This is a genomic window from uncultured Eudoraea sp. (assembly GCF_947490415.1).
Lineage (GTDB): Bacteria > Bacteroidota > Bacteroidia > Flavobacteriales > Flavobacteriaceae > Eudoraea.
This window is the reverse complement of sequence record NZ_CANLGX010000003.1, coordinates 648,308-663,146: the sequence shown is the minus strand read 5'-3', so window position 1 is coordinate 663,146 and position 14,839 is coordinate 648,308. Positions and strand designations below refer to the sequence as shown.

The 14,839-nt window shown below is 35.9% G+C and carries 16 protein-coding genes; 6 read left to right on the top strand and 10 right to left on the bottom strand.

Features of this window, described 5'->3' with window-relative positions; translation table 11 throughout:
• Positions 1-155 precede the first annotated feature (155 nt).
• Positions 156-1,493, top strand: a complete 1,338-nt coding sequence (locus Q0874_RS11310) for an amidohydrolase family protein (protein ID WP_299163219.1) — start codon at positions 156-158, stop codon at positions 1,491-1,493.
• A complete protein-coding gene (locus Q0874_RS11305; protein ID WP_367275438.1) occupies positions 1,493-2,119 on the top strand; it encodes a hemolysin III family protein in 627 nt (208 codons plus the stop codon). The genes Q0874_RS11310 and Q0874_RS11305 overlap by 1 nt, the downstream gene beginning before the upstream one ends.
• On the opposite strand, the gene Q0874_RS11300 is transcribed toward Q0874_RS11305, so the two are convergent.
• Positions 2,116-2,787, bottom strand: coding sequence for a ZIP family metal transporter (locus Q0874_RS11300; RefSeq protein WP_299163216.1), 672 nt, complete (start codon positions 2,785-2,787; stop codon positions 2,116-2,118). The genes Q0874_RS11305 and Q0874_RS11300 overlap by 4 nt on opposite strands.
• A gap of 82 nt (positions 2,788-2,869) precedes the next feature.
• On the opposite strand from Q0874_RS11300, the gene Q0874_RS11295 reads away from it, so the two are divergent.
• Positions 2,870-4,036, top strand: coding sequence for a THUMP domain-containing protein (locus tag Q0874_RS11295; protein WP_299163214.1), 1,167 nt, complete (start codon positions 2,870-2,872; stop codon positions 4,034-4,036).
• A 67-nt stretch (positions 4,037-4,103) separates the two neighbouring features.
• Here the strand turns inward: Q0874_RS11295 and Q0874_RS11290 are convergent, their stop codons facing one another.
• From Q0874_RS11290 to rlmD, 3 genes are read right to left on the bottom strand one after another with little or no spacing between them, the layout of a single operon-like run.
• A complete protein-coding gene (locus Q0874_RS11290; protein ID WP_299163212.1) occupies positions 4,104-4,889 on the bottom strand; it encodes a DUF6048 family protein in 786 nt (261 codons plus the stop codon).
• On the bottom strand, positions 4,870-5,373 hold the full coding sequence (locus tag Q0874_RS11285) for a DUF6452 family protein (protein ID WP_299163209.1): 504 nt from the start codon (positions 5,371-5,373) through the stop codon (positions 4,870-4,872). The genes Q0874_RS11290 and Q0874_RS11285 overlap by 20 nt, the downstream gene beginning before the upstream one ends.
• A 41-nt stretch (positions 5,374-5,414) precedes the next feature.
• Positions 5,415-6,830, bottom strand: a complete 1,416-nt coding sequence (gene rlmD, locus Q0874_RS11280; protein ID WP_299163206.1) for a 23S rRNA (uracil(1939)-C(5))-methyltransferase RlmD — start codon at positions 6,828-6,830, stop codon at positions 5,415-5,417.
• 118 nt (positions 6,831-6,948) lie between these two features.
• Between rlmD and Q0874_RS11275 the strand changes: the two genes are divergently transcribed.
• The 3 genes from Q0874_RS11275 (at position 6,949) to rocD (ending at position 9,290) form a co-directional block, all read left to right on the top strand.
• Complete coding sequence (locus tag Q0874_RS11275) at positions 6,949-7,497, top strand: RNA polymerase sigma factor (protein ID WP_299163203.1); 549 nt, start codon at positions 6,949-6,951, stop codon at positions 7,495-7,497.
• Positions 7,490-7,873 (top strand): DUF6768 family protein, encoded by a 384-nt coding sequence (locus tag Q0874_RS11270; protein ID WP_299163201.1) that lies wholly within the window; start codon positions 7,490-7,492, stop codon positions 7,871-7,873. Before Q0874_RS11275 ends, Q0874_RS11270 begins: the two co-directional genes overlap by 8 nt.
• A gap of 124 nt (positions 7,874-7,997) precedes the next feature.
• Complete coding sequence (gene rocD, locus Q0874_RS11265) at positions 7,998-9,290, top strand: ornithine--oxo-acid transaminase (protein WP_299163198.1); 1,293 nt, start codon at positions 7,998-8,000, stop codon at positions 9,288-9,290.
• A gap of 71 nt (positions 9,291-9,361) precedes the next feature.
• Here the strand turns inward: rocD and rplS are convergent, their stop codons facing one another.
• The 6 genes from rplS to Q0874_RS11235 form a co-directional block, all read right to left on the bottom strand.
• Positions 9,362-9,712, bottom strand: coding sequence for a 50S ribosomal protein L19 (gene rplS / locus Q0874_RS11260; protein ID WP_299163195.1), 351 nt, complete (start codon positions 9,710-9,712; stop codon positions 9,362-9,364).
• Between the two features lie 137 nt (positions 9,713-9,849).
• Positions 9,850-10,527 carry a tRNA (guanosine(37)-N1)-methyltransferase TrmD gene (gene trmD, locus Q0874_RS11255; protein WP_299163192.1) on the bottom strand — a complete coding sequence of 226 codons (678 nt, stop codon included), beginning with the start codon at positions 10,525-10,527 and terminating at the stop codon, positions 9,850-9,852.
• A 30-nt stretch (positions 10,528-10,557) separates the two neighbouring features.
• The gene (locus Q0874_RS11250) at positions 10,558-11,001 is read right to left on the bottom strand and encodes a GNAT family N-acetyltransferase (RefSeq protein ID WP_299163190.1); all 444 of its coding nucleotides are present in this window, start codon (positions 10,999-11,001) and stop codon (positions 10,558-10,560) included.
• Positions 11,002-11,042: 41 nt separating this feature from the next.
• Positions 11,043-11,663, bottom strand: coding sequence for a tRNA (guanine-N1)-methyltransferase (locus Q0874_RS11245; protein ID WP_299163188.1), 621 nt, complete (start codon positions 11,661-11,663; stop codon positions 11,043-11,045).
• Positions 11,664-11,802: 139 nt separating this feature from the next.
• Positions 11,803-13,251: a glyceraldehyde-3-phosphate dehydrogenase gene (locus Q0874_RS11240; RefSeq protein WP_299163185.1), complete on the bottom strand. Its 1,449-nt coding sequence runs from the start codon at positions 13,249-13,251 to the stop codon at positions 11,803-11,805.
• Positions 13,252-13,367: 116 nt separating this feature from the next.
• On the bottom strand, positions 13,368-14,759 hold the full coding sequence (locus Q0874_RS11235) for a trypsin-like peptidase domain-containing protein (protein WP_299163183.1): 1,392 nt from the start codon (positions 14,757-14,759) through the stop codon (positions 13,368-13,370).
• Positions 14,760-14,839 lie beyond the last annotated feature (80 nt).

The following is a 14,839-nucleotide window of genomic DNA, read 5'->3' as shown; positions in this document are numbered from 1 at the left end:
AACTGGTGGGAGAGTAGGCCGCCGCCTTCTTCGAGGATCCCGATCATTCATTTGGTCGGGATCCTTTTTTTTGATCAATAATTTCTCTTCTGGCTCACCAAAAAAGTAAAAACACACTATATGTTTTTCCTATCTTTATAAAAAGAAACAAAACGATGCACAAACAAGCACTGACAATAATAATCTGCCTATTTACATTAATAATTTCTTCTCAAGAAAATAAAATTAAAGCCTTAGTTGGTGGAACTCTTATTGATGGGTTCGGTTCTGATCCAATTAAAAATAGTGTTATCATCATTGAAGGCCAAAAAATAAAGAACGTAGGAACAAAAGGTAACATCACCATACCGGCCAATGCAGAAATTATTTCTACAGAAGGAATGACAGTACTTCCTGGCCTATGGGATATGCATGTCCATACCATGATCAATGGCCACGCCGACTATGCCTATTGGGATAAAACCTATCCTCCACTATTTGGAGATGTTATTATGCCATCTTCTGCCCATCAATTACTCATGGCCGGAGTTACCAGTGCCAGGGATTTAGGAGCCCCTCTTAAAGAGAGTATAGCGGTAAGAGACGCGATTAATAACGGAGAAATCCCCGGTGCCACTCTTTATGTTTCGGGACCTTTTATTCAGCATAAACCCTATCCAGGGACAGAAGATTTTAGATGGGGGGTGGACAGCCCTGAGGATGGAAGAAAAAAAATTCGAAAGTTAGCCGATGCAGGGGTAGATGTCATCAAACTTATTGATCAGGACCAAATGACTATGGAAGAGCTAAGGGCTGTTGTGGATGAAGCCCATAAAAATAATTTAAAAGTTGTGGCACATGGGCATAGGCCGGAAGAAATTAGAAGAGGATTGGAGGTAAATGTGGATTGTTTTGAACATACCGGATTGTCTTCCGCACCCAAATACCCGGATGATATCATGGAAATGATTAAAGAGAGAACCGCTCAAATGAATATGGGACCCCTTTTCTGGTGTCCAACAGTTGAAGGTCTATATAATTATGAATATGTCCGTGATAACCCAGAAAAACTGGATAATGATTCCTGGCATCTTGGGCTACCAGATAGTATTGTAACCGATATTAAGAGAAGTCTGGCTCACCCGGATAGACTACCTTATTATCAATTGACACCTTCTAGAAAACCTACATTAAAAACTAAAATTAACCAATTACTTGATGCAGGTGTTGTTCTTCTCGTCGGTACTGATAGTGGAATACCAACAAAATTTCATAGTCAATCTACCTGGAATGAATTAGATGTTTGGGTTAATGAATTTGGAATAGACCCCATGTATGCTATTAGATCTGCAACTTACTGGCCGGCCTTATGGATGGGAGTGGCGGATGAAGTGGGGACCATAACCCCAGGTAAATACGCAGATATTATTGCTGTAAATGGAGACGTTTTGAGATATATTAGTTTATTGCAAGACGTGGATATGGTTATAAAGCGTGGAAAGCGCTATAAATAGTGAAGATAGATTATCACAAAGAAGAAAAGCTAAATGCCATATCCCACGGAATTGGGATTTTACTGGGTATAATTGGATTCTATTTGCTTTTAAAGTTTGATACTCAAAAAACTGAGTATTCAACTATCTCCCTAGTTGTTTATAGCATCTCAATAATCCTCCTGTTCCTTGCATCGACACTTTATCATTATGTTTCTACCCAATCAGTAAAGATGAAACTCAGGGTTTTGGATCATATATGTATCTACTACTTAATAGCAGGGACTTATACACCCGTGGCCCTAATCACTTTAGAGGATGGGAATGGATGGTTAATTTTTTATACTATTTGGGGAATTGCTATAGCAGGCACGATGCTCAAGCTATTTTTTACAGGAAAATTTGAGGTGTTGTCTCTTATACTATATCTTTTTATGGGTTGGTTGGTAGTTTTTGACCTTCAAAATCTGCTTTCAAATACCTCCAAAGCTGGCCTTTATTTACTGATGCTGGGAGGTTTTTTTTATACAACAGGTATTTTTTTCTATGCTTTTAAACGTATACCGTATAACCATCTCATATGGCATTTCATGGTATTGGGCGGTGCCATAAGTCATTGGCTGTATATTGCCTTTGCAGTAATCTAGATAAAATATGCTATCGCTGTTCCAAGTACAATGGCCGTTAACTTTCTAATATTGAAGGTGTGACCTTCAGAGCTCTCAAAAAGGATAACAGTAGAAATATGGAGAAATACACCTATAACTAATGCTGTAATTGGAGCGCTATAATCTGAGATAAAATCGAACTTTGAGGCTGCATAACTTCCCAGAGGTGTCATTATAGAAAAGAATACCATAAACAATGACCCATAGAAAATATTAATTTTGGAACCTACGAGGAAGATACTTAGAATAATGGCTATTGGTACTTTATGAACCAAAATGCCATATATTATATCATTGTTCTCGTTTATAGGAATACCTTCTAAGAATGCATGAAGGCAAAGACTTATAAAAAGTAACCAAGGAAAATTACTTTCTTGGCTATTTAGATGTACATGACCATGTTCCGCACCTTTTGAAAAGAACTCTAAAAAAATCTGAAGGAGAATCCCAAGCATAATAAATATCCCAATTATCTTAGGATCAGCTTGTTTGTAGACTTCCGGCAGAAGTTCAAAAAGTGTAAGCGCTAATAAAAATGAACCACTGAATGCCAGTAACAAGCGAAGGCCTTCTTTCTTTTTAGGTCTTGTAAGGACCACAAACCCAAAACTTAATAGAACAGCAATGATCAGTAAAATATAAGTCATGTTTAATTTAAGTGGTATTAGGTTTACTGAAAAACAATGTGGATAAAATTAATGTATTTTTGTGGCATTCTTTAAATGTACTATGGGTAATAATTTTAAAATGGTTGCCAAGACCATGTTTGGTTTTGAGGAAATATTAGCAAAGGAATTGCGAAACCTGGGAGCGGTAAATGTTGTTGAAGGCATAAGGATGGTTTCTTTTGAAGGCGATACCGGTTTTATGTATAAAGCCAATTTATGTCTTCGTACCGCAATAAAGATATTAAAGCCTATTCACTCATTCTATGTAAAAGATGAAACAGATCTTTATAAGAAGATATATGAGATGGAATGGTCCAAATACCTAAATCCGGAAATAACTTTTGCCATTGATGCGACGGTTAATTCAGAAAACTTTACACATTCACTTTATGTGTCTCAAAAAACAAAGGATGCCATAGTAGATAAATTTCGTGATACTGTTGGTAAGCGACCTGATGTGGATATTAAGTTTCCGGAATTACGTTTAAATATCCACATCCAAATGAACCAGTGTAATGTATCCCTTGATACTTCCGGTCGCTCATTGCATCAAAGAGGTTACAGAACAGCAACCAACATTGCTCCAATCAATGAAGTTTTGGCAGCGGGGCTTCTTCTCTTAAGCGGATGGGATGGGCAGTCTCATTTTTTAGATCCGATGTGCGGCAGTGGGACATTCTTAACAGAAGCGGCGATGATCGCATGCAATATACCGGCAAATATAAATCGCAAGGAATTTGCATTTGAAAAATGGCAGGATTTTGACAGTGAACTTTATGAGAAAATAGTTGAAAGTAGCCTAAATAAAACAAGGGAGTTTCATTATAAGATCACTGGTTATGATAAAGCACCTTCGGCAGTACAAAAGGCAATTGATAATGTAGAAAATGCCAATCTCTCAGAATACATTTCTATTGAACGTAAAAATTTCTTTGAATCAGAAAAATTCACAGAAAACCATTTACATATGGTGTTTAATCCTCCTTATGGAGAGCGGTTAAATATTGAAATGGAAGAATTTTATGGGAACATAGGGGATACTTTAAAGAAAAATTATCCCGGAACAGATGCATGGTTCATTACATCTAACCTTGAAGCTTTAAAATTTGTCGGGCTTCGTCCTTCACGGAAAATAAAAGTATTTAACAGTCATTTGGAATCTCGCCTGGTAAAGTATGTTATGTACAAGGGTAGTAAAAAAGCTAAATACAACAATCAGGTCGAGTAAATAAATCCTAAGATTAAAGCTTTTGTACTTAAGTATTTTGATTCAAAAGAAATCAGGAAAATTTGAATTATTCTTCCGGAGGGTTTTCATTCTTCTTTTTATTGGCCTTTTTCCTGTATAAAGGGATGAAGTAAGAAATGGAATAGTTATATCCTGCTCCAAATTTACTATTATCATTTACCTTATTGAAACCGGGTATCCATAAGTTTGGTAAGAAATCAGCTTCTTTATTCGTGAATAGATATGCGAGCCTAACACTGGCGCCAAGATATATATTTGCAAATAGTTCAACTTTAATTCCTAAAAGAAACTCTAACCAAGTAGCAGTTAAACCGCTGAATTCTTCTGACGAACCAGATCCCGGAGCAAAATTAGTTGGATTCCAATACCTGTTGCTGTCATAAATTGTATAATTATTTAAAGTCTGGCTAAAAGAGCTTCCCGCATATCTGGCGCCAAAAACTATAGCATTAGTCATGCCGAACCAATTCTCGTAGGTGTTAAAATCAACTCCAAGCTTAACATAACTTCCAGAGGTAGTATAGTTATATAACTCAACTCTATTAATGTCATCTATATTTTCAAGAGCTTCAAAACTCGTTTTTTCTTCGTTACCAAACTCAGCTGCAATGTAAAGTTTTTTAGTAATTCGATAGTCCGCTACGAATTCCAGGCCAGAATAATCACTATCTAAAAGTGCTCTAATCGGTTTGCTTAAATCAACACCAATGCGCAGTCCATAACGTTGGCCAAAACTTGTTGAATCTCTGGAACCTAATTGCAAAGAATCCGACTGTGCTTCACTTAAACAGAAGCTGAAAAGAAAAAAACAACTAATGAAATATCTTAACATGGGCGCTGTCTTGCTGTTGTATTAAAGGCGAAACTATTTCGATGTTTTGGATCCAGTTTTCACTGTCTGAAGTAAGTAATTCACCTAAGTCATCATAATTTGCAATATAACCACAGGCCCTCGAAATAAAAACTTCCAGCGTACTATAGTCAAAAGTGAGTGTATCATTGTTGCCTGTTTCCAGGTCGTCTTCATCAGCTGAATCAGAAATCAATATAAACCCGGTGTTGGCTTCATTTATTCTTAAAGGCAGCGCAATTGAATCTAAAGAAGTTCTATCAGCAAATGTGTTAACCGTGGAAGATTGACCTAAACCAACAACTCTTAAACTGGGTACGGCTTTCAATTCACCCGGGTTTTCACTATCATAAAATCGAATGATCAGTAGAGGTGTATTGCCATCCACGCAGATATCGTCTTTTTCACAGGCAGTAAAGGAAATAATCACTATTAGAACAAGTAGGAGAATCCTTATTTTTTCCATACCTAGTTGGTAAATTTATTAAGCATATCAGACTTTCTTTATCAATGGATCCGTTTTTCCAAAAGTACAACATTTTCTACGTGATGTGTTTGTGGAAACATGTCTACCGGCTGTATTTTTTTTATTTGATATGCCTCGTTCATAAGTTCCAGATCACGTGCCTGGGTGGCACTATTACAGCTAACATAAACAATTTTTTCCGGTGCAATTTCAAGTATTTGACTGACCACATCTTTATGCATCCCATCTCGCGGCGGATCAGTTATTATTATGTCTGGTCTTCCGTTAACGACCACAAACTCATCACTAAGTATGTTTTTCATATCTCCTGAGAAAAAAGTTACATTGTTAATGTTATTCTCCTGAGCATTTGTTTCGGCCGCTAAAATGGCTTCCGGTATTGCCTCAATTCCTATAACTTTATAAGCTTCAGCAGCAATAAATTGTGCAATAGTACCTATTCCAGTATAAAGGTCATAAACCAGCTCCGTTTTATTTAAACCTGCAAATTTTCTAACTACTTTGTAAAGCTCATAGGCCTGAAGAGAATTGGTCTGATAAAACGACTTTGCAGTGATCTTAAATTTAAGACCCTCCATTTGTTCGTAGATATATTCTTTACCGTAATGGCAGTTAATTTCCTGATCATAAATTGTGTCATTACCCTTGCGGTTAATAACATATAATAATGAGTTAATTTGTGGGAATTTAGTCTTCAGGTGATTTAACAATCCATTTCGTTTGTTCTCATCATCATCATAGAATTGGATGAGGACCATGACTTCTTTAGTAGATGACGTTCTTATCATCAGTGTTCGCAAAAGCCCCTTTTGATTTCTCGGATTAAAAAAGCTAAGTTCATTTGACAGAGCATATTTTTTTATTTCCAGGCGTATGTCATTGGAAGGATCTGATTGTAAATGACATTTTTTAATATCCAGTATCTTATCCCACATTCCCGGAATATGAAAACCAATTGCATTTTTATCTGTTATTTCATTTTTTGAATTGATCTCTTCCTGGGTTAGCCACCTGCTGTCAGAAAATGAGAATTCCATTTTATTACGGTAAAAATATTTTTGATCAGACCCAATTATTGGAGTAATATCTGGAATTTCCAAATGACCTATTCGTCTTAAATTGTTTTCAACTTCTTTTTGTTTGTAGAATAATTGGTGCTCGTAACCCATATGTTGCCATTTGCATCCTCCACAAGTTCCAAAATGCTCACATTCAGGTTTCGTACGCTTATCAGACAAGGTGTGAAAAGTTGTAGCTACGCCCTCAAAATAAGCCTTTCTTTTTTTTGTGGTACAAACATCCACAACATCCCCTGGTACAGCGTTGGAGATGAAAATAACTCTGCCATCTGGTGCTTTACCAATGGCTTTTCCCTTGGCACCTGCATCTATGACGGCTACATTCTCAAAAATCTGACGGGTCCTGCTTTTTCTCATGCCGCAAAAATACTATTTACGGCGAATCTTTAATCTTATCTTTAAGAGGAATTAAAGAAAAAAAGGCAAAAAAATTGAACCTTTTTAGAATTAATCGGTCTCTAGTGTAGAATAAGAAATGGGAAACGCTAAAAAAATATTCGAAGGATTATTGGTTTTGCAATATCGATCAGGGAATAAGAAGGCATTTTCCTTATTAGTGAAGCGATATAATTCAAAAATGTGTAACCACGCTTATTGGTTCACTTATGATATAGATATAGCTAAAGATATTGTTCAGGACAGCTGGGGATTAATTATAAAAAAACTACCCAATTTAAAAAAACCTGACAGTTTTGGTAGTTGGGCGATGCAGATTGTCACCAGAAAATCCATTGATTATTTAAACAAAAATCAAAGAGATAGAGAAAAATTAAAGGAGTACTATAAAGAGCCGAAAACGGATAATGATTTGGACCACAAAGAATCTGATCTTGCAAAAGTTTATACGGCTATTAAAGGTTTGCCTCAAGATCAACAAGTTGTTCTTCGGTTGTTTTATTTGGAGGAGTATTCCCTCAAGGAAATCAGTGAGATTTTGAACAAATCAGCAGGGACAGTAAAATCAAGACTATACCATGCCCGTGAAAAATTAAAAACAATTTTAAAAAACAGAAATCATGAATAAGAAGACAGAAAAAATTGACGAATTAATCAAAGAAACTTTATCTAAAGAAGAGGCTGCTTTTTACGATGAGCTGGAAGAACAAAATCTTATGGGTAAAATAGGAGAAGTTTATAAGGGAAAACTGGGATGGTTGGCAGCTATTATGAATGTGGTACACTTACTAATGTTTATGGCATTCGTTTATTGTATTGTCCGGTTTTTTAGTACAGAGAACACTAACGAACTCATAAAATGGGCATCTGCTGGTTTTTTGAGTATGATAGCTATGGGAATGCTTAAGCTGTTTGTTTGGATGCAAATGGATAAGAACGATATTCTTCGTGAACTCAAGCGATTGGAATTGCAAATTGCAACTCTTGCAAGGATAGAAAAATAAGGAATACAAGAAGGGATAGCTTATTTCATAAATAGCGTCATAATTTGTAATTTAGCGCTTCTGCATTGGATGATTTCTCTCCCAAAGAAGGAATAGCTAAAGTTTTATCTAAATTGTCCGAAAAATGTCAGTATTAGAAAAAATATCTTCCCAAAATGCCATAGCATTGGAAGCTAAATACGGAGCACAAAATTATCATCCATTACCAGTGGTTTTAAACAGGGGTGAGGGAGTATATGTATGGGATGTAGAAGGAAAGAAGTATTATGATTTTTTATCCGCATACTCAGCTGTTAATCAAGGGCACTGCCACCCACACATTATTTCTGCCTTAAAAGAACAGGCTGAAAAATTAACTCTTACTTCCAGAGCATTTTATAATGATATGCTCGGTAAATACGAGAAATACGTAACCGAATACTTTGGTTTTGATAGGGTATTACCTATGAATACAGGAGCGGAAGCGGTGGAAACTGCGATGAAACTAGCCAGAAAATGGGGGTATGAAAAAAAAGGGATTCATGCGAATCAGGCTAAAATAATTGTATGCCAAAATAATTTTCATGGTCGTACAATTTCCATTATTTCTGCCTCCAATGATCCAATAGCTACAGAGAATTTTGGTCCGTTTACTCCTGGGATTTTCTCAATCCGATATAATGATATAAATGCACTAGGGGAGGCATTGGAGGATGAAAATGTTGCCGCTTTTATGGTTGAACCAATACAGGGAGAGGCCGGTGTTTATGTTCCGGATGACGATTACCTAAAGGAAGCGTATAATCTATGCAAGCAAAAGAATGTTTTGTTTGTTGCGGATGAAGTGCAGACAGGTGTTGCAAGAACGGGCCGTTTACTGGCTACTTGTGGTAATTGTTCCTGTACTGATAAGCTATGTAACGGTACCCCGGAAGTGAAACCTGATATATTGATTTTAGGAAAAGCTTTGTCCGGAGGTGTTTTCCCTGTATCCGCTGTTCTGGCTGATAATGATATAATGGATGTCATTAGACCCGGTAATCACGGTTCTACATTTGGAGGAAACCCTTTGGCCTGTGCAGTTGCTATTGCAGCCTTAGAAGTGGTCAAAAACGAAAATCTGGCTGAAAATGCGTATTACCTAGGAAAAATATTCCGTTCCGAAATGAGAAAATTAATAGAAAAAAGCGCACTTGTGAAACTGGTACGTGGCAAAGGACTTTTAAATGCGATTGTCATTAATGACAATGAAGACAGCTCTACTGCCTGGGAAATATGTTTAGCATTGAAAGAAAATGGGTTACTTGCAAAACCTACTCACGGAAATATCATTCGTTTTGCACCACCCCTGGTCATTACAGAAGATCAACTCTTAGACTGCGTTTCTATAATTAATAAAACGATTTTGGCTTTCCAGAAAAAAAGCACTAAGAAATAGATTAAGCATTGTTTGAACAATAAAAAAACCCTGATATATTTATCAGGGTTTCTTTTTCTTTTGTGAACTTCTTATGAACGAATTTCTTTGATCCTGGCTTTTTTACCTGTAAGACCTCTAAAGTAAAATATACGAGCTCTTCGTACTTTACCTTTTTTGTTAATTTCAACTTTTTGTAAAGCTGGCATGTTTACAGGAAATATTCTTTCAACACCAATAGTGCCGGACATTTTACGAATAGTAAATGTTTCTGTAGCACCAGTCCCTCTTCTTTGGATTACTACTCCCTTAAAAAACTGGGTTCGCGTTTTTTCACCTTCCTTTATTTCGTAATAAACGGTAATTGTATCACCGGGAGTAAATTTTGGAAATTCTTTTTTTGGAACGAATTCGTTTTCAACAAATGTTATTAAGGATTCCATTGCTTTTTATTTTAATTAAGTCAAAAACAACATTCACGGACTTCGTCAGAGGTTGATTTCAAATCGATTGCAAAAATAGTCTTTAAATTATTACTTACAATATATTTTACGCAATATTTATACGGAAATACTATTTTTTACTCCTGTAGTAAATCAGGTCTGAGCTTTAAAGTTCTTTCCATTGCCTGGTCTTCCCGCCATTTTTCAATTTCAGGAAAGTTGCCGCTTAATAGAATATCAGGAACTTTCAGGCCTTTATATTCCCTGGGTCGGGTGTATACTGGCGGGGCCAATAAATTGTCCTGAAAAGTATCTGTTAGGGCAGAGGTTTCATCATTAAGTACGCCGGGAAGCAAACGAATAATGGAGTCGCACAGCACAGCTGCCCCCAATTCACCTCCTGATAATACATAATCTCCAATAGATATTTCCCTGGTGATTAAAGTATTTCTAACTCTTTGATCAACTCCTTTATAATGGCCACATAGGATGATAATGTTTTTTAATAAGGACAGACTATTTGAAATCTTTTGATTTAAGGTCTCACCATCAGGGGTCATATAAATAATCTCATCGTACTGTCGCTCTTTTTTAAGGGCACTGATACATTTATCAATAGGTTCAATCATTAAAACCATACCTGCTCCACCCCCGAATTGGTAATCATCAACTTGGTTATAGCTTTTATCTGTATAATCCCTTAAGTTATGCAGGTGTATTTCTACCAGTTTCTTATCTATTGCACGCTTCAATATAGACGCCTCAAAAGGGCTTTTTAATAATTCCGGTAAGACAGTAATAATATCTATTCTCATAAGAGTTATTCTTGTTCTAGTTTAATCTACCTATTTCGCCTCCCAAAAATAATGGAGAGAGGAGGTGTTTTTTTTCCAACCCAGACGCTCATATAAATTTTGTGCAGGATTGTTTATTGCAGTTTCCAGGGCCAATCCTTTATAATCAAACAACATGCAATAATCTTTGGCGCTGATCAATAATTCTGCCCCAACACCTTTTTTTCTAAATTCATTATATACATATAAATCATTTAAAATAAATATGGGTCTAAGGCTTACGGTGGAAAAAGAAGAATACAATTGGGTAAAACCAGCTGGAGAGCCGTCGTAAAATGCTATAAAAATGATAGAATCCTTATTCTTTATTCTTGCTTCCAAAAATTTTTGGGCACCCTGCTCGTCTGAATTCTGGCCGTAGAATATTCTGTATTTATCCAAAAGTGGAATCAATATTGGAATATGCTCTTCTTTAGCCTGAATAATATTGATCATGATGTATTATGCTAAAAAAAGCTCCCTAAAGGAGCTTTTTTTTATTTTGATTTTTTGTATTTATTAATTTCGTCCTGGAGTTGCCTGCTTATCCTTTGTTCTCTTTCCAGGGCCCTGCGCCTGTGATCCTCATATTCAGTTTCCAGTTCTCTTAAATTGCCCTTCGCCTCCTGAGTCAGGATATTGCTTCTTCGAAACTTATAAACAAACAAAAAGAATAACAGAAGTAAGCCAATAATTAAGGTCCACAGAATAACATTATAAGTACCCTTGGAAACCTGTGCCCCTAATAAGGACATACTGTCTTTTTCATTGGTTACCGCTGAAAGGTTATCAGTGGTTTCTTTTAATTTACTATTTAGGGAACTAATAGTGGCTTCGTGGTTACTTATAGTATTTTTTAGCTCAATTTCCTTTTTATTTAAGGCATTTAAGGAATCAAGAACATTTTTCTTGAGTTTATCGAGGTTGATAATACGAACAACCTCATATCTTTTTCCTTCGGCATTATAGTTACCAGATTTTTTGTATAAATATTCAAACTGACTTTCTATAGAACCACTATCTAAAGACAGTTCTTCCTGCTGGGCACTCTGTTGTGCATAATGTAGGTTACATGTCAGGAAAGCGATTACAATATAAATTTTGCTAAAACCTTTCATTAAAATAATTCTAAGTATTAATATATGATTCAGAGAGAGAACTAAAGTAATCTAATAATATTAATTAATAAAAAAAATTCGACTATCATAAATAATTATTCAAAATTCTAATAGCTGTATTAACTGTTTAGAAACCTTATTAATAGTACGTGTATCGTCTCACTTTTGCTATATATTTTGCTAATCTGATTACTTGATGAGAATACCCAAACTCATTATCATACCAGACATATAGCACAATATTTTTACCATCAGCGGATACTATAGTTGCATTACTGTCGTAAATAGAAGGTGCGGCTGTACCAACAATATCCGTCGAAACCAGTTCATTGCTTAGTGAATATTTGATTTGCTCTACCAAATCACCTTCCAAGGCATACTTTTTTATTATGGTATTTAGGGCTTCTTTCGATGTTCTATTTTTGATCTCCAGGTTCAGTATAGCCAGTGAACCATTCGGAACCGGCACTCTTATTGCATTTGATGTTAGTTTACCTTCCAGCGCTGGCAGAGCTTTTTCCACTGCACTTCCTGCCCCTGTTTCCGTTATTACCATGTTTAGTGCAGCCGCTCTTCCCCTTCTGTATTTACCGTGCAAATTATCAACCAGGTTTTGGTCATTTGTATATGCATGGATGGTTTCTAAATGTCCTTTTTTTATCCCTAGTGAATCATCAATAACCTTCAATATAGGTGTAATGGCATTAGTTGTGCATGAGGCAGCGGAATAGATATCAATAGTATCCGGATCATAATCATATTGATTAACACCATGTACAATATTTGGTATTTCTTTTCCTGGTGCGGTTAGCAGAACTTTACTGACCCCTGATGCTTTCAAATGCCGTTCCAATGATTTTTTATCCCTGAAGGCCCCTGAATTATCAATAATCAGAGCATCGTTAATTCCATATTTTGTATAGTCTATTTTTTCAGGATTATCAGAAGTAATAATATGCACCGTAGTACCATTTATAACTAATGCCTTTTTAGCTATATCATAATCTACGGTTCCCGTGAATTGACCATGAACAGAATCCGTTTTTAATAATGTGGCCCTTTTCTCCAGAATTTCCTCAGTTAGCTCTCCCCGGGTAACTATGGCCCTAAGTCTTAGCTGATTGCCTTTACCTGTTTTAGCCATGAGCTCTCTTGCTATTAGCCTTCCTATTCTGCCAAAACCGTAGAGTACTACATCCTTTGGTTTAATTTCTTTGGAATTATTGGCATCTTTTAATTTATAAAGAATAAATGTCTTAACGTCGTGAAAATTATTATTATCTGAATGGTACTCGTAGGTAAGTTTTCCTATATCTATCTTGGATGGGGGCAAATTAATATCATTAATAGCACGTAATAATTCTACTGAATCAAAGATAGAAATCGGTTTTTGTACAAATTCACCAGCGTATTCGTGAAGGTTTATTATATCACTTACATTTTTATCAATTACCTGGTTCTTAAAAAGCACTATTTCAATCGCTTTGTCATACCATAGATCACTTATAATTTTGATGAATTCCGTTGTGGCTTTTCTTCTATCAGCCTGAAAAGCAAGCTCTTTTTCATAAGATTTGATTGGGCTCATCTATGTTTTTTTATTTAAGGGCAAAATTATTGAATTCTGATGGCATCACATAAGGAAAATACAAATAAAAAAGCACTCAGTTTGGAGTGCTTTTTATGGTACTAAAAGTAACTTCTTTATTGAAAAACTATTCGTTCTTTCTCCCCATTTTTATCGATAAGGGTTATTACTGTTTTGTCATATCTGGAGATAGCGCCAAAGATGTTTTTCGCTTCATAAATATCATTTACTTTTTCATCATCAATTTCTAAAATAACTTTTCCATTTAGCCCGTATCCCCTGTAGGTCTCCGGTACCCCGGTAATCTTTACACCGACTTTGGTATTAAATATTTCTTTGTCTTTCTCTGATAAGTTTTTAACCCGGAGACCCATAACCGGAACAATAATAGATTGCCTTTCCTTTAGTTCAACCGGTATTACAATATCTTCTCCATTTCGATCAATTGTAACTTGAATTCTATCTCCCGGTCTTTTGGTGGATACATAACCGGTTAAATCGGCAAATTTCCGTACTTTAATATTATCTACCATCTTTATAATATCTCCTGACCTTAAATTAGCGTCATCTGCCCCGGAATCCTCTTCCACACCATTAATATATACACCATCAATTTCATTTATGCCATTATTTACCGCATAGGGAGTGCTAAGACGTGGAGTAGTTATACCGAGTATTCCTTTCTGAACGTTTCCGTATTCCATAATATCCTCAACTACCTTTTTGGCAATATTACTAGGAACTGCAAAAGAGTAGCCAACATAGGAGCCGGTTTGTGAAGTAATCGCAGTGTTTATGCCAATTAGATCACCATTGGTATTAACTAATGCGCCCCCGCTATTACCTGGATTAACCGCGGCGTCTGTTTGTATAAAAGATTGATCTCTGCCCAAATCTCTGGCTTTGGCGCTTACTATTCCTGCTGTTACTGTTGATGTTAGATTAAAAGGATTACCAACCGCTAAAACCCATTGCCCAATTTTGGCTTCATCCGAATCACCAAAAGCAAGATAAGGGAGGTTCTCATTCACATCAATTTTTAGTAATGCAATATCGGTATTAGGATCAGAGCCGATAATTTCCGCCTCATAGGTCTTATTATTGTTCAATGTAATTCTAATCTCATTAGCCTTGGCAATCACATGATTATTGGTTACTATATATCCATCTGGGGAAATAATAACCCCGGAACCAGTGCCGACCTGAGGAATTTGACGACTTTCAGAACCATAGAAAAAATCCAATAAGCTTCCCGGGCTGCTGTTTAAAGTAAGGTTTTTAACATGCACAACTGCGTTAACGGTATTTTCCGCGGCAATAGTGAAATCAACTTCATTAATACCATTTCCTTTAAAAGATGTAGGCTTGTTGCTAGTAGTTATTACTGGCATCTCTGAACTATCCGTAACAACCGTGTAATTTGTTTTTTCAAAAAACATCTTATAAGAAGTAAGGGTGATCACCCCAGCAAAAATGGCCACTACTAATAAACTTCCAAATCTTTTCATAAATAAATGATTTTTAAATTTATAAAGTAAAAGTACTTGATTTTTAAATCTAAATATTTCCATTTAACGACTTTTTAACT

Bases quoted from the DNA above. Each gene is read 5' to 3' on its own strand.
- Q0874_RS11300 (WP_299163216.1), bottom strand. From the start codon at position 2,787: ATGACTTATATTTTACTGATCATTGCTGTTCTATTAAGTTTTGGGTTT.
- rlmD (WP_299163206.1), bottom strand. From the start codon at position 6,830: ATGAGAAAAAGCAGGACCCGTCAGATTTTTGAGAATGTAGCCGTCATA.
- Q0874_RS11250 (WP_299163190.1), bottom strand. From the start codon at position 11,001: ATGATCAATATTATTCAGGCTAAAGAAGAGCATATTCCAATATTGATT.
- Q0874_RS11285 (WP_299163209.1), bottom strand. From the start codon at position 5,373: ATGGAAAAAATAAGGATTCTCCTACTTGTTCTAATAGTGATTATTTCC.
- Q0874_RS11245 (WP_299163188.1), bottom strand. From the start codon at position 11,663: ATGAAAGGTTTTAGCAAAATTTATATTGTAATCGCTTTCCTGACATGT.
- Q0874_RS11295 (WP_299163214.1), top strand. From the start codon at position 2,870: ATGGGTAATAATTTTAAAATGGTTGCCAAGACCATGTTTGGTTTTGAG.
- Q0874_RS11275 (WP_299163203.1), top strand. From the start codon at position 6,949: ATGGGAAACGCTAAAAAAATATTCGAAGGATTATTGGTTTTGCAATAT.
- Q0874_RS11290 (WP_299163212.1), bottom strand. From the start codon at position 4,889: ATGTTAAGATATTTCATTAGTTGTTTTTTTCTTTTCAGCTTCTGTTTA.
- rocD (WP_299163198.1), top strand. From the start codon at position 7,998: ATGTCAGTATTAGAAAAAATATCTTCCCAAAATGCCATAGCATTGGAA.
- trmD (WP_299163192.1), bottom strand. From the start codon at position 10,527: ATGAGAATAGATATTATTACTGTCTTACCGGAATTATTAAAAAGCCCT.
- rplS (WP_299163195.1), bottom strand. From the start codon at position 9,712: ATGGAATCCTTAATAACATTTGTTGAAAACGAATTCGTTCCAAAAAAA.
- Q0874_RS11310 (WP_299163219.1), top strand. From the start codon at position 156: ATGCACAAACAAGCACTGACAATAATAATCTGCCTATTTACATTAATA.
- Q0874_RS11240 (WP_299163185.1), bottom strand. From the start codon at position 13,251: ATGAGCCCAATCAAATCTTATGAAAAAGAGCTTGCTTTTCAGGCTGAT.
- Q0874_RS11235 (WP_299163183.1), bottom strand. From the start codon at position 14,759: ATGAAAAGATTTGGAAGTTTATTAGTAGTGGCCATTTTTGCTGGGGTG.
- Q0874_RS11270 (WP_299163201.1), top strand. From the start codon at position 7,490: ATGAATAAGAAGACAGAAAAAATTGACGAATTAATCAAAGAAACTTTA.